This is a genomic window from Pseudomonas sp. PA-1-3F (genome assembly GCF_021609665.1).
Lineage (GTDB): Bacteria > Pseudomonadota > Gammaproteobacteria > Pseudomonadales > Pseudomonadaceae > Aquipseudomonas > Aquipseudomonas paracarnis.
Genome location: NZ_WJZD01000004.1, coordinates 16,187 through 30,233, shown reverse-complemented (window position 1 = coordinate 30,233; position 14,047 = coordinate 16,187). Strand labels below are relative to the sequence as shown.

Below are 14,047 nucleotides of genomic sequence, written 5' to 3'. Positions count from 1 at the left end.
GGGCTTGTGATCATCAATGCATTAGTCTTGGAGTCGACCCTTGTTGCGGGTCTCATGCATCCGCGCCAACTGCCGCTCCAGCATCGATGGATACGGCTCCATCAACCGCTCCACACAGCTGGCCCCTTCAGGGCTGGCAATCGGACGGATACGTGCGCGTTGGCGGATCAGCGTGTCTTCACTGATCTTGCGCTCCACCAACAGCAGGTTACGGCTGTGCTGGGACAAGGCCAGGGCATCCTGGGCGATTTCGGTGAGTAGCAGGTCGATCTGGCTAATGCCAAACAGATCGTCACCCACGGTTAGACCCAACTGCAGTTGCAGGGTAATGCCGCTGTCGGCCACTTCGATCTGCAGGGCATGGCCCAGGGCGCGCAACAGCTCGCCGCAGCAGATGGCATTGGTCAGGTAGTCCTCGCCGCTGTCTTCGCTGTGGAACAGCATCAGCGTGCTGCCATCGTTCAGGGTGTGCAGTTCGCTCTGGTAGAGCGAAGCGGCCTGGTCGAGGCAGTCGCGGTAGCGTTCGAGCAGTTCGGTCAGGCGGGCACGGGGCAGGCGGCGCAGTTGCTCCTGGGCGCCCAGTTGCACGGCGAGTACGGCACTGTGCTGTGGCTCGGCGTTCTTGACCGCAACGGGTTTGGGCGCAGCGACTGGGGCGGCTGCCGAGGTGTCGCGCAGGTCGGCGAACGGGTCTTCGTCGCCCAGCTCGTCTTCCTCGGCCTTGATCACATGGCGCGGCGCAGGCTTGAGGCCGGCCACCGGGGCGCTTTCGTCGAAGCCCGGGTCGCGCAGGTCGCGCACTTCAAACTCAGGCTCGTCGGCGTAGTCCTCGGCGTCGTCGTACTCAGGCTCGGGCTCGACTTCAGGCGCTTTTGGCTCCGGGGCAAAGCTGGCGTGGAGCTGGCGCGCGAGGTCGCCGATTTCGTCCTGGCGATCAGTGGCCGGGGTGTGTTCGTCGATATCCCGCAGCCAGATGCGCAGTTGCATCAACGGCGTGGAGATATGCCGGCCCAGGCGCAGGCTCAAGGCCAGGGCCAAGGCCAGTAGGATCGCGCTCAGAATGCCCATGCTTTGCAGGCTGATGGTCATCGGCTGCTGGAACTGTTGCATATCAAGGCTGATACGCAGTTGGCCGGCCTTCACGTCCTGGAACGTAATATTACTCTGATACAGGCCTTCGGCCTCACCGAGCAGACCGTTTTTCGGGCGTTGCCCGGCCTCGGCCATGATCCGGTTGTCCACGCTATAGATAGCGGCGTGGGCCACGAGCGGGTTCTTGGTCAGGTTGTTGAGCAACACGTTGAGGCTGAGGATGTCGTTGGACACCAACAACTCAGTCGCCGAAGTGGCAGTCTGGGTTGTCAGGCTCGCGCCCAGGGCGTCAGCTTGCTCGTGCATGGCCTGCTTGAACTGCAAACCCATCACGCAGGCGTAGATCACCAGGGCCAGAGCGACCAGGATCACGTTATGGCTGGCGATGCGCAATGCAATCGGTACACGGCGATGGCGCAGTGCCCGGAAGATCAGCAGGAAGAAGTTATCGGTTTTTACTGGCGTGGGCCGGTTCACTTGCGCTCGGCTCTTGGTCCGTGAAGTTGACGCGCAGTATAGCGACAGGCCCATGGCCGGCAAAGCGCTGGCTGTGCCCGATGGTCACTGAAAGTGGGTAGAATGCGGTTTTTTTCCAGCCTGGGGGTGCGCTTTGCGCGAAATTGTCCTGATCAACATCACGGGTGAAGACCGGCCGGGTCTCACCGCAGCCATTACCGGCGTCCTGGCCCAGGGTGGTGTGAACATTCTCGACATCGGCCAGGCGGTGATCCACGACACCTTGTCGTTCGGCATCCTGGTGGAGATCCCCAGCACCGAACAGGCCTCCTCGGTACTCAAGGACATCCTGTTTACGGCGTATAAGCTCGATCAACAGGTACGTTTCACCCCGGTGTCCGAAGCTGACTACCAGCACTGGGTCGAAGGCCAGGGTAAAAAGCGCCATATCGTCACCCTGTTGACCCGCAAGGTAACGGCTGAGCAGTTGCAGCGCGTCAGTTCGATCACCGCGCAATACGGATTGAATATCGACCATATCGACCGTCTGTCGGGTCGCATGCCCTTGGACACTCCGGCTGACAAAGGCAAGGGCTGCATCGAGTTCTCTGTGCGCGGTGAACCGGCTGACGCGCAAGCGCTACGCGCCGATTTCCTGAGCGTGGCCCAGGAACTGAATGTCGATATCGCCTTCCAGGAAGACTCCCTGTTCCGTCGCAACCGCCGCTTGGCGGTGTTCGACATGGACTCCACCTTGATCGAAGCCGAAGTCATCGACGAGCTGGCCAAGGCGGCCGGTGTGGGCGAGCAAGTCTCGGAGATTACCGAGCGCGCGATGGCCGGCGAGCTGGATTTTCGTGCCAGCTTCAAGGAGCGTCTGGCGCTGCTCAAAGGCTTGGACGTTGGCGTGCTGGATTCGATCGGCGCGTCGCTGCGCCTGACTGAAGGCGCCGAAACCCTGTTCGCCGAACTCAAGCGCCTGGGCTACAAGACCGCCATCCTGTCCGGCGGCTTCACTTACTTTGCCAAGCAGTTGCAGGCCAAGCTGGGCATTGACTATGTATTCGCCAACGAGCTGGAAGTGGTGGATGGCAAAGTGACTGGCGTCGCGGTGGAGCCGATTGTCGACGCCCAGCGCAAGGCCGACCTGCTCAAGGAATTGGCCCATAAGGAAGGCTTGCGCCTGGAGCAGACCATTGCGGTCGGCGACGGCGCCAATGACTTGCCGATGCTGGCGATTGCCGGGTTGGGCGTGGCCTTTCGCGCCAAACCGTTGGTCAAGCAGTCAGCCAAGCAGGCGATTTCGACCTTGGGGTTGGATGGCGTGTTGTATCTGCTGGGCTTGCGTGACCGCGACGGTCAGCTATAAGCCGATCTCACTGTCACTGATCGTTCCCACGCTCCGCGTGGGAGCGCCTCCAGTGACGCTCTGCGTCACGCTTTGGGCGCAGAGCGCCTCGGGCTGCATTCCCACGCGGAGCGTGGGAACGATCAACTGCAATATCAGGCTTTAGCAGCGGCGATGCCCTGGCCCATCTGCACCGGCGTACCCGCTGCCAGTTCTTCAGCCCACTTCACCTGATCCGGCCCGAACAACACGATGGCGGTCGATCCCAGTTTGAAGCGACCCAGCTCCGCACCTTTCTCCAGATGAATCGGCGCGCGGGCCGCTTCGTCGTAGCGGAAGGTTTTCAGCTCGCGTTTCGGCGGCGTTACCAAACCGGCCCACACGGTTTCAATCGACGCAACGATCATCGCACCTACCAACACCACGGCCATCGGGCCGCGTTCGGTGTCGAACAAGCAGACAACGCGCTCGTTACGGGCAAACAGTTCCGGCACGTTTTCGGCGGTGGTCTGGTTGACCGAGAAAATCCGCCCTGGCACATACACCATCTCGCGCAGGGTACCGGCCAGTGGCATATGTACCCGGTGGTAGTCCTTGGGCGACAGGTAAATAGTCGCGAAGTCGCCGCCCATGAACGGCGCAGCCATTGCCGCATCGCCACCGAGCAGTTCCAGCACGCTGAAGCTGTGGCCCTTGGCCTGGAAGATACGACCATGTTCGATCGGGCCTAGCTGGCTGACCGCGCCATCGGCAGGGCTCAGCACTGCGCCAGGGGTTGGATCCAACGGACGGGCGCCGTCTTTCAGCGCGCGGGTGAAGAAGGCGTTGAAGTGCTCGTAGGCGGTCAGGTCTTCCACCAGGGCCTGGGACATGTCCACCTGGTAGCGCTTGGCGAACCAGGCAGTGAATGCGTTCTTGAACCAGCGCACGCGGCACTCGGCGATACAGCCGGCCAGGCGCGACAGCAAGTGGTGCGGCAGCAAGTACTGGCTGAGGATAAAAAACTGCTTTTTCATAACTGTCCTTAAACCTTAAATCTCAACGGGGGTGTCGGGGTGGTTGCCCCATTCGCCCCAGGAACCGGCATAACCTTTGACTCGCGGATAACCGAGCGCCTTGGCCACCAGGTAGGTGAAGCCAGAGCGGTGGTGAGTCTGGCAGTGGGTGATGATTTCTTTGTCTTTGGTCAGCCCGAGGTCTTCGAGGATTTGCGGCATGTCACGGCGGATACGCAGGCTGCGCGCCTTGTCCATGCCGGCGGTCCATTCGAAGTTCACCGCGCCGGGAATGTGGCCGCCCTTGGCTGCGAGCACTTTCTCGCCGGAATACTCCAGCGGGCCACGAGCGTCCCAGATCCCCAGGTCGGCCGCGCCGAGGCGGCTTTGCAGGTATTCGCGGGTGGCTGTGGGGCCGTCGTGCAGCGTAAGGCTGACCGGGCCGCCGGCTGCTGGGGGCACATCGGTGGAAAGCGGGTGCCCTTCCTCCAGCCAAGCCAGCAGGCCACCGTCGAGGTAGTGATATTTCTGGTGGCCGATCACGTCGAGCATCCAGATAAAACGCCCGGCCCAACCGCCGCCTTCGTCGTCGTAGACCACATAGGTGGCGTCCGGGGTGTGGCCCAGTTCGCCGAACAGTTTTTCCAGGTCGGCCTTGCTTGGTAGCAGGCCGGGTGCCGGTGGCTGTCCCAGCTGGGTGCGCTTGGGGTCAACGAAATGCGCGCCGGGGATATGCCCTTCGGCGTAGCGGGCGATACTGGTGAGGTCCACCAGTATCAGGTGCTTGGAATCGAGGCGACCCAACAGGTCGGCGGATTCGATCACCAGCGGCAAGCCAGAGAAGTCAGGCATGTGAGGTCTCCTGGGCACAAATGTTGGCGATAAAGGCCGGTGATTGTAGCGCAAGCATCAGGCGCTGCGGTTGGTAAAGCTGTGCAGGGCTTTCTCGATGCATTGGGCGGTTTTGCCGAACGCCTGCACGGTGGTTTCCGAGAACGGCCCGCCGCCCTGGTCCGCCACGATCAGCATGACCACACGGCCGTTGCAGCTTAGTGAGCGCAGCAGCAGATGCTCGCCAATAAACAGACGACGCAGGATCGGTGGCAGCAATGCGGAAAACTGCGCATGGTTGTCGGGGTTCAGGCGTACCTGGGCGGACTTTTCCAGCAGGCGTTGCAGCAGTGTGCTATTGACCACATCCAGGCTCAGGTGAGCCGCGTCCTTGGGCAGGCCGTCGGCTTGGTGTACACGCAAGGTGCTCAAGGCGCGATCTGCCATGAATATCAGTACCCGCTGCATGCCACTTGCCACCAGGGCTTCCTTGGCGCAAGTGGTCAGGTGCATGGCGTTGGCAAAGCGGCTCGGCTCCACCAGCAACTCGGTGCAACGCGTGCGCCACACGGCCAAGGCTTCGGCGGTGGGCGGTGGTGCAGGCAACAAGCCGCGATGGACTTTCTGTACGTGCCACGGCCAGATCAGCGACAGCGCCGGGTGCCAGAGGTCGGGCATCAAGGTGGCACGAGCACTGGTCACCGCTTGCTGGTGGGCTTGCTGTTGCACATCGCTCAACGGCGTTTGCAGGTACAGCGCCGTCAGGTATTGCCAGCGCTCGGTGTGTGGGCAGGTCCAGGATTCCTGGGCCGACATCGCCAGGCCGTTGGCCAGCAACACGGTGTTGGCCGGTTGGTTCAGCCAGCGCCGCAGGTTGGGCTCGGCATCGAGCAATTGCTGGTGGCGCAGGGCATCGTCTTGACGGGCAATGTGCAGCGCTTTGACCAGCAGGCGTTGCTCGTCCAGCAGCAACTTGTAGCCCTGGGAAACCCAGATCGGCAGGTGCCAGGCTTCGGTCAAGCCCAGGCACAGGTCGAGCAAGTGCACGCCGAACAGCTGTTGCTCGACCTGGCGCGCCGATTGGCCTTTATGGATCACCCGTAACTCCCATTCCTCCAGGAGCTTGGGGTAGGCAACGGCCATCGGCCACAGTGGCGACAGAAACAGCAGGCTGCCCCAGTGGATGTCCTGCCACAGCCGCGCCAGGCGACTGCCGAACAAACCGTTGGCTTGCTGGGATGCGTGCTGGCTGATCAGCAACAGCTGACGCAAGGCCACGGGGATTTCCCGTGCGGGTACCGAAGGCAGGCGCGCCAACAACTCTTCGGCACGTTTGAGGCCAAGACGGTTAAGTGCGACTTCAAGGTTTTCCGCAGGTTCGGCCAGGCTGCCGTGGGCGTGGCTGTTGGCTTCGCGCATCACACTCAGCACCAGGGCCGGACTGTTTTGCATCAACTCAGCAATATCTCGCAATGAACTGCGGCTATCGCGAATGGCTTTGCACACGCGTTCATGGCTGGCCTGCGGCACGGGCAGCAGCACGTCGTCCAGGCACTTGATCCAAGCGGCGAGGGTAGTGGGGCGGTTTGTTGGGACTGTCGTTTCAATTGCCATGATTGGGGCGCGATCATCACTTGCGTTCAACACGCCCGGAACGGGCCGAATTGGCTTTTCGCCTTAACGGGCTATAGTCTGGCGCAGTTTTGCCGATAAGTAGAACAAGAGTTTTCTGCTGCACCCCATATGTCCATGAACCCGACGGCGCAAGTACCCCTCTCCTATGGCTAAAATTATCGGCATCATTGTCGTCATCGCAAGTGTGCTCGGAGGGTACGTCCTCTCCCACGGTAAAATCGCCGCACTGATCCAGCCTTTCGAAGTGCTGATTATCGGCGGTGCCGCGTTCGGCGCATTTTTGCAGGCCAACCCAGGCTATATGACCATGCACGTGGTCAAGAAGTCCCTGGGTATGTTCAGTTCGCGCTTCTCCCACACGTTTTATCTGGAAGTGCTGGGGCTGATCTACGAGATCCTCAACAAAAGCCGCCGCGAAGGCATGATGGCGATCGAAGGCGATATCGAAGACGCCGCGGCCAGCCCGATTTTTGCCAAGTACCCGGCCGTGCTCAAAGACGAGCGCATGACCGCGTATATCTGTGATTACCTGCGCATCATGTCCTCCGGCAACATGGCGCCTCACGAGCTGGAAGGCCTGTTCGACATGGAGTTGTTCAGCCTCAAGGAAGAGCTGGAGCATCCTTCCCACGCCGTGACCGGCATTGCCGACGGCATGCCCGGTTTTGGTATTGTCGCGGCGGTACTGGGGATCGTGGTGACCATGGCGTCCCTGGGCGAGGGCGATCAGGCGGCCATCGGCATGCACGTAGGTGCGGCGCTGGTGGGCACCTTCTTCGGTATTCTCGCCGCCTATGGTTTCTTCGGCCCGCTCGCCACCTCCCTGGCCCACGATGCCAAGGAAGAGATCAACCTCTACGAAGCGATCAAGGCGTGCCTAGTGGCATCGGCGTCGGGCATGCCGCCGTCGTTGGCCGTGGAGTTCGGGCGCAAGGTGTTGTACCCGAAACACCGCCCAAGTTTCTCCGAGCTGGAACAAGCGGTTCGCGGTCGCTAAGCCATGGAAAACAACCAGCCGATCATCATCAAGCGCGTCAAGCGCTTCGCTGCGGGGCACCATGGCGGTGCCTGGAAAATCGCCTTCGCCGACTTTGCCACGGCGATGATGGCGTTCTTCCTGGTGTTGTGGCTGATGTCCACCGCTACGCCAGAACAGAAAATCGCCATCGCCGGCTACTTCAAGGACCCGATTGGCTTTTCGGAAAGCGGTACGCCGTTTGTCATTGACCTGGGCGGCTCGCCGGAACTGGCGCCCGAGCGCACCATCAACCCGGAAGTGCAAACTGAATCGCCTCAGGAAAAAATCCCGATCGAGCGCGACACTGTCGAATCCATGGCCGAGCAGGTCGAACAGGAGCGACTGGAACTGTTGCTGCAGGAATTGCAGAACAAGGTTGAAGAAAACCCACAGTTGCTGAAGTTCAAGGACCAGATTTCCTTCGAGATCACCCCCGAGGGGCTGCGCATCCAGATTACCGATGCGGCCAACCGGCCGATGTTCGACTCTGGCAGTGCGCGGTTGAAGCCGTACTTTGAAGACATCCTGCTGGCCATGGCTGACACCATCAAGGCGGTGCCGAACAAAATCAGCATCAGCGGGCATACCGACGCCAAGCCCTACGCGGGCCAGGGTGATTTCGGCAACTGGGAACTCTCGGCCAACCGCGCCAATGCTGCCCGGCGTGCGCTGGTGGCCGGCAGCTACCCGGACCCGCAAGTGGCGCGGGTAGTGGGTTTTGCCTCCTCGCAACTGTTTGATCCCAAAGACCCGTTCAACCCGGTCAACCGCCGTATCGACATCGTGGTGCTGACCAAAAAAGCCCAGCGTGCGATTGAAGGCGATCAACCACCGCCACCGGCACCGACGCAGGGCGACGGTGCGCCAGGCGAAGTGCCGGCCGACCCGAACGCGCTGCCGCCGGAGCAGGAACCGCTGCCAGCCCATGAGCTGCGCCAGAAGCTGAACCTGTTTGATGATGGGGGCGTCAAGGATCCTACGGCGCCTGCACCGGGGTCATAGTTGATCTAAGCGCTGGAAACGTAAACGCCCCGATCATTCGGGGCGTTTTCATGTGTGTTCAAAGTGGGAGGTACGCTTTGACACCACTGACTACGCCTCGCATGTCGTCGGCGCACAGGCGTGGGACGAAGTACTCTCGACCTTTGGCGCGAGTCTTTCTATGCAACTTGTCGAGGCGCTCAAAGCTGACGGTATAAATCATGTCGCACTTCACCCATAGCTCTTTATAGCCATCGGACTGAAGTGGATTGGTGCGTAGCAAATGGTGCCAGTCGTATTGGGTCGCTGGTGCAGTAGAGGAGATTGGCACCACGGTGCAGAGCTTGCGACTGTGGGTCGCGGTAGGAGATATCACTACGACTTTGCGGATCTTCAGCATTTCCGGGGCGACAAAGCCTCGGGTGAAGTCACACAGCAAAACGTCGCCTTGTTTGGGGTGATAGTAGAGAGCCAAATGTTAATTCCCCACAAAAAGCAAAGCCGCCCGAAGGCGGCTTCATTCGACACGCAGTGGAGCTTGCTTCGCCCCTTCTGCGCCGCTGGATCAACTCCGAAAAGGATCCAGACTCCTGCCAGCTTTCGCTGGTGACGGAGCAATTATGAGCATCAGGAAATCCGAATACAAGCTGGCTTGTGCGTATCAGCCACCCAGTTGACTCGAATTCTTGATGCCTGCTCCTGTTAAATCAATGGGCTAGGGCTTTCAGCCCGCTGGTTTATGTGTATCAAGAAATTGACCGTCAATAATTGCTCTCAGGCAAGCTCGCAATAATCGACCGATAGCTGTTCATCCGCTGTTGTTGCACGCGTCCATCCTCCAACGCCTTGAGCAAAGCACAGCCCGGCTCGCGGTCGTGTTTGCAGTCGCGGAAGCGGCAGGTGCCGATCAGGTCGTTGAACTCGATGAAGCCGGCTTCCACATCGCTACGGCTGACGTGGCCCAAGCCGAACTCACGAATACCCGGGGAGTCAATCAACTCGCCGCCGCCCGGGAAGTGGAACAGCCGTGCGGTGGTGGTGGTGTGGGTGCCCTGGCCGGACAGCTCCGACAGCGGGCCCACGCGGGTTTCGACTTCCGGCAACAGGCTGTTGACCAGCGACGACTTGCCCACGCCAGACTGGCCGACGAACACGCTGATCCGCCCGTCCAACTGCTGTTGCAGCTGTTCCATGCCGTTGCCGTGGTGAGCCGACACTTCCAGCACCGGGTAGCCCAGGGTGCGGTAGACCGCCAGCAACGCATTGAGCGCCGGGGCGTTCTGCTCGTCGATCAGGTCGAATTTGTTCAGCAGCAGCAACGGGCGGATGCCAGCATGCTCGGCCGCGACCAGGTAACGGTCGATCAGGTTGGCATGGGGCTCGGGCAGCGGCGCGAACACGATCACGATCATGTCGACGTTGGCCGCCACCGGCTTGAGCTGCCCACGGCTGTCGGGGCGGCGCAGTTCGGTGCTGCGTGGCAACTGGGCGACGATGACGCCGATGCCCTGGTTGCCGGCACGCCACACCACCTTGTCGCCGGTGACCAGCGCGGGCAGGTTGGCGCGCAGGTGGCAACGGAACACCTGGCCTGCGAGTTCGCCTTCGAGCGCCTCGACTTCGACCTGCACGCCAAAGTGCGCGATCACCAGGCCCGTTTGTTCGGGCCCCAGGTCGCCGCCCTCGAGCGCTTCCACGGCGGAGGATTCACGTTTGGCGGCGCGGGCGGCGCGTTCACCTTGAATCTTTTCGATGCGCCAGTTTTGGCGACGGTTGAGCTGGCGTTTGGCCATTGGTGTTCCGTGTCGATAATGCAAAAGTTGGGTAAAACGGTCGCGAGTCTAGCACGCCCCCGCCTGCTAAACTGCCCGGCTACGCCAAGGTGCCAAGAGAATCAAGCCATGCAAAACCCACAGAACCTGATTTGGATCGATCTGGAAATGACCGGTCTGAACCCCGACACCGACGTCATCATCGAGATGGCGACCATTGTCACCGACAGCAACCTCAACACCTTGGCCGAAGGCCCGGTGATCGCCATCCACCACAGCGACGCCGTACTCGCCACCATGGACGAGTGGAACACCCGCACCCACGGTAACTCCGGGCTGACCCAGCGCGTGCGCGACAGCCGCATCAGCATGGCCGAAGCCGAGGCCGAAACTATCGCCTTCCTGGAAAAATGGGTGCCCAAGGGCAAGTCGCCAATCTGCGGCAATAGCATCTGCCAGGATCGTCGCTTCCTTTATACGCACATGAAGGGGCTGGAAAGTTACTTCCACTACCGCAACCTGGACGTGTCGACCTTGAAGGAACTGGCTGCGCGTTGGGCGCCGGAAGTCAAAGACAGCTTCCATAAAGGCAGCACGCACCTGGCGCTGGACGATATTCGTGAGTCGATTGCCGAGTTGCAGCATTACCGCAAGCATTTCATCAAGGCTTGATTCTGCGGCGCCAGTGAGTGCGCCATCGCAGGCAAGCCAGCTCCCACATTTGACTGCATTCGCAAATTCAAAGTGTGGGAGCTGGCTTGCCTGCGATACAGGCGACGCGGTTTATCGCCAAGCGCCCCCTTTTGGTGCCCTCGGCAAATGATTAGACTGCCGGCCTCTCTGTCAGGATCGCCATCATGTTGCTGATGCTCTACCTCGTCGCCATCACCGCCGAAGCCATGACTGGCGCCCTGTCCGCGGGTCGGCGTGGCATGGACTGGTTTGGCGTGGTGCTGATCGCTTGCGTGACAGCCCTGGGCGGCGGTTCGGTGCGCGATGTGTTGCTCGGCCACTACCCGCTGACCTGGGTCAAACACCCGGAATACTTGGTGCTGACCTCTGTTGCGGCGCTGGTGACGATCTTTATCGCACCGCTGATGCGCCACCTGCGCTCGCTGTTCCTGGCGCTGGATGCGGTGGGGTTGGTGGCCTTCACCCTGATCGGCTGCATGACCGCCCTGGAAATGGGCCACGGCATGTTGGTGGCGTCGGTCAGCGGGGTCATCACCGGGGTATTCGGCGGCATCCTGCGGGATATCTTCTGTAACGACATCCCGCTGATCTTCCGCCGCGAGCTGTATGCCAGCGTGTCGTTTCTGGCTGCCTGGTTCTACTTGCTGTGCCTGTACCTGGAGCTGCCCAGCGAGCAAGCGATTCTGCTGACGCTGTTCAGTGGCTTTCTATTGCGCCTGCTGGCGATCCGTTTTCACTGGGAAATGCCCAAGTTCGTCTACAACGACGATGTGCACTAGCGCGTGGCGTGCTGGTTCAGCGCCCATTCCACATGCTCGCGCACCAGCTCCGAGGGGTAGTCCCGCCGCGCCTTCAAGGCTTCCAGTACCGGAATGCTCGACGGCGCATTTCCCAGGCCCACCGCCAGGTTGCGTAACCAGCGCTCGTAACCGGCGCGGCGCAGGGGCGAGCCCTCGGTGCTGTTGAGGAATTTATCCTCGTCCCACATAAACAATTCGGCCAGTTCTGCGTTGTCCAGATTGTGCCGTGGCTTGAAATCGCTTTCGGCGGTGGGGCGAGCGAAACGATTCCACGGGCAAACGATCTGACAGTCATCGCAGCCAAATACCCGGTTACCAATCAGTGGGCGCAGGTCTTCGGGGATGGCGCTCTTGAGTTCGATGGTCAGGTAGGAAATACAGCGCCGGGCGTCCAGCACATAGGGGCCGACGAAGGCGTTGGTGGGGCAGATGTCCAGGCACGCCGTGCAGCGGCCGCAGTGTTCTGTGGCGTGGGGTGGGTCTACCGGCAACGGTAGATCGACAAACAGTTCGCTCAGGAAGAAATAACTGCCGGCCTTGCGGTTGAGAACCAGGGTGTTTTTACCGATCCAGCCCAGGCCCGCTTGCTCGGCAATGGCTTTTTCCAGGACGGGCGCGCTGTCGACGAAGGCGCGAAAGCCGAACGGCCCGATCTGCGCCTGGATGCGGTCGGCCAGTTGCTGCACGCGCTTGCGGATCAGCTTGTGGTAATCGCGGCCCAGGGCGTAGCGCGAGATGTAGGCTTTTTCTGGTTGGGCCAGCAATTGCGCCATCTGGGTGTCGCCGGGCAGGTAGTCCATGCGCAGTGACACCACGCGCAAGGTGCCGGGCACCAGCTCGTCCGGGTGGGAGCGTTTGCTGCCGTGGGCGCCCATGTACTCCATCTCGCCGTGGTAACCCGCGTCGAGCCAGCGTTGCAGGTGCTGTTCATGCTCAGCCAGGTCGAGGCCGCTGATGCCCACTTGTTGAAAGCCCAGCTCGCGACCCCAGTCTTTGATCGATTGGGCGAGGGCGGGCAGATCGGAGGTAATAGCAGGCATGAGACACGGGAAACCACAGGTTAGATGCGTATAATTCTGCCAGACATCGGAGCTTGAAGACGCATGCCTCAGACAAAACACCCAATTACCGACGTTCAGCTGTTGTTGCCCGGCCATTTGCCGCAACTGGCTGCGCGTTCCCCGGACGCCCATAAGGGCCAGTTCGGCCACCTGTTGGTCATCGGTGGTGACCGTGGCTTTGGCGGCGCAGCGTTGCTGAGCAGCGAAAGTGCCCTGCGCAGCGGCGCCGGCATGGTCTCGCTGGCGACGCGGCCGGAACACGTGCCGGCCGCTCTGGCTCGGCTGCCGGAGGTCATGGCCGTCGGCGTGAGCTCGGCCAACCAGTTGATGGGCCTGCTGGAAAAAATCTCGGTGATCGTCATTGGCCCAGGCCTGGGCGATGACGCCTGGGGCAAGAGCCTGTTGTCGGTCGCGGCCAATGCCAGCGTGCCGCAGGTGTGGGATGCCGACGCGCTCAATCAACTGGCCACTGGCAGCGTCGAGCTGCCGGCCAACTGTGTGATTACCCCTCATCCGGGCGAAGCTGCGCGTTTGTTGGGGCTATCGACAGCCGAGGTTCAGGCAGATCGCCTTAAGGTGGCGCGCGCGTTGAGTCAGAAATTCAATGCAGTGGCTATCCTCAAGGGTGCTGGCAGTTTGATTGCCAGCCCGGATGGACGGCTTGCCCGTTGTGATCAAGGCCACCCGGCAATGGCGGCGGCGGGGCTCGGTGATGTCTTGGCCGGCCTGGTCGGGGCACTATTGGCTCAGGGGATGCTCGCGTACGAAGCGAGCTGCCTGGCCGTGTGGTTGCACGCGACCGCCGGAGACCGCCAGGGCAGTTTTGGTCGCGGCTTGGCTGCCAGCGACCTGATCCCCGCCATTCGTCAATTGCTGGAGGAGCAGTCGCCGTGCCTGAAGTAATTCTTTTCCTGGCAGATGAAGAGGCCATGGTCGCGTTGGGCCAGCGTATTTCACAGGTCACGCAAGGGGCCGGGTTGATCTTTCTCGAGGGTGACCTGGGCGCAGGCAAAACCACACTGTCCCGAGGGATTATTCGCGGCCTTGGCCATACCGGCGCGGTAAAAAGCCCGACCTTCACGTTGGTCGAGCCCTACGAGATCGGCGACGTGCGTGCTTTCCACTTCGACCTCTATCGCCTGGTCGATCCGGAAGAGTTGGAGTTCATGGGCATCCGTGATTACTTCGACGATGATGCGCTGTGCCTGATCGAGTGGCCAAATAAAGGCACAGGCTTTTTGCCAAAGCCGGACCTGACCATTACCATTACGCCGCATGAGCACGGACGTCAGCTGAAGTTGTTGCCCCAGAGCCCACGCGCTGAGTCGTGGTGTGCTGCTCTGGCATTGGAATTCAAATAATTGG

14 protein-coding genes are annotated in these 14,047 nt (G+C 61.1%); 7 read left to right on the top strand and 7 right to left on the bottom strand.

Features of this window, described 5'->3' with window-relative positions; all coding sequences use genetic code 11:
* Positions 1-21: 21 nt before the first annotated feature.
* Positions 22-1,569: a histidine kinase gene (locus GIV26_RS03665; protein ID WP_202691009.1), complete on the bottom strand. Its 1,548-nt coding sequence runs from the start codon at positions 1,567-1,569 to the stop codon at positions 22-24.
* A gap of 133 nt (positions 1,570-1,702) precedes the next feature.
* Between GIV26_RS03665 and serB the strand changes: the two genes are divergently transcribed.
* The gene (gene serB / locus GIV26_RS03660) at positions 1,703-2,917 is read left to right on the top strand and encodes a phosphoserine phosphatase SerB (RefSeq protein ID WP_003188034.1); all 1,215 of its coding nucleotides are present in this window, start codon (positions 1,703-1,705) and stop codon (positions 2,915-2,917) included.
* Positions 2,918-3,051: 134 nt separating this feature from the next.
* On the opposite strand, the gene asd is transcribed toward serB, so the two are convergent.
* From asd to GIV26_RS03645, 3 genes are read right to left on the bottom strand one after another with little or no spacing between them, the layout of a single operon-like run.
* Positions 3,052-3,912, bottom strand: a complete 861-nt coding sequence (gene asd / locus GIV26_RS03655; protein WP_236279515.1) for an archaetidylserine decarboxylase — start codon at positions 3,910-3,912, stop codon at positions 3,052-3,054.
* Positions 3,913-3,927: 15 nt separating this feature from the next.
* The gene (locus tag GIV26_RS03650) at positions 3,928-4,743 is read right to left on the bottom strand and encodes a rhodanese-like domain-containing protein (RefSeq protein ID WP_034125642.1); all 816 of its coding nucleotides are present in this window, start codon (positions 4,741-4,743) and stop codon (positions 3,928-3,930) included.
* 57 nt (positions 4,744-4,800) lie between these two features.
* On the bottom strand, positions 4,801-6,336 hold the full coding sequence (locus GIV26_RS03645; RefSeq protein ID WP_236279514.1) for an HDOD domain-containing protein: 1,536 nt from the start codon (positions 6,334-6,336) through the stop codon (positions 4,801-4,803).
* A gap of 166 nt (positions 6,337-6,502) precedes the next feature.
* Between GIV26_RS03645 and motA the strand changes: the two genes are divergently transcribed.
* Complete coding sequence (gene motA, locus GIV26_RS03640; RefSeq protein ID WP_003188041.1) at positions 6,503-7,354, top strand: flagellar motor stator protein MotA; 852 nt, start codon at positions 6,503-6,505, stop codon at positions 7,352-7,354.
* A gap of 3 nt (positions 7,355-7,357) precedes the next feature.
* Positions 7,358-8,377, top strand: a complete 1,020-nt coding sequence (gene motB, locus GIV26_RS03635; RefSeq protein ID WP_034134753.1) for a flagellar motor protein MotB — start codon at positions 7,358-7,360, stop codon at positions 8,375-8,377.
* Positions 8,378-8,435: 58 nt separating this feature from the next.
* Here motB and GIV26_RS03630 read toward each other — a convergent pair whose 3' ends face one another.
* Positions 8,436-8,831, bottom strand: coding sequence for a type II toxin-antitoxin system PemK/MazF family toxin (locus GIV26_RS03630; protein WP_200648131.1), 396 nt, complete (start codon positions 8,829-8,831; stop codon positions 8,436-8,438).
* 286 nt (positions 8,832-9,117) lie between these two features.
* Complete coding sequence (gene rsgA / locus GIV26_RS03625) at positions 9,118-10,149, bottom strand: small ribosomal subunit biogenesis GTPase RsgA (RefSeq protein WP_072434863.1); 1,032 nt, start codon at positions 10,147-10,149, stop codon at positions 9,118-9,120.
* Between the two features lie 108 nt (positions 10,150-10,257).
* Here rsgA and orn point away from each other — a divergent pair, with 108 nt between their 5' ends.
* Positions 10,258-10,800, top strand: a complete 543-nt coding sequence (gene orn / locus GIV26_RS03620; protein ID WP_003171343.1) for an oligoribonuclease — start codon at positions 10,258-10,260, stop codon at positions 10,798-10,800.
* A 182-nt stretch (positions 10,801-10,982) separates the two neighbouring features.
* On the top strand, positions 10,983-11,600 hold the full coding sequence (locus GIV26_RS03615) for a trimeric intracellular cation channel family protein (RefSeq protein WP_169913170.1): 618 nt from the start codon (positions 10,983-10,985) through the stop codon (positions 11,598-11,600).
* On the opposite strand, the gene queG is transcribed toward GIV26_RS03615, so the two are convergent.
* Positions 11,597-12,661: a tRNA epoxyqueuosine(34) reductase QueG gene (gene queG, locus GIV26_RS03610; protein ID WP_236279513.1), complete on the bottom strand. Its 1,065-nt coding sequence runs from the start codon at positions 12,659-12,661 to the stop codon at positions 11,597-11,599. The genes GIV26_RS03615 and queG overlap by 4 nt on opposite strands.
* 63 nt (positions 12,662-12,724) lie before the next feature.
* Here queG and GIV26_RS03605 point away from each other — a divergent pair, with 63 nt between their 5' ends.
* Positions 12,725-13,585: an NAD(P)H-hydrate dehydratase gene (locus GIV26_RS03605; protein ID WP_236279512.1), complete on the top strand. Its 861-nt coding sequence runs from the start codon at positions 12,725-12,727 to the stop codon at positions 13,583-13,585.
* Entirely contained in the window at positions 13,573-14,043 is a 471-nt protein-coding gene (gene tsaE / locus GIV26_RS03600) for a tRNA (adenosine(37)-N6)-threonylcarbamoyltransferase complex ATPase subunit type 1 TsaE (RefSeq protein ID WP_014716665.1), read from the top strand. Before GIV26_RS03605 ends, tsaE begins: the two co-directional genes overlap by 13 nt.
* The last annotated feature ends 4 nt before the right edge of the window (positions 14,044-14,047 follow it).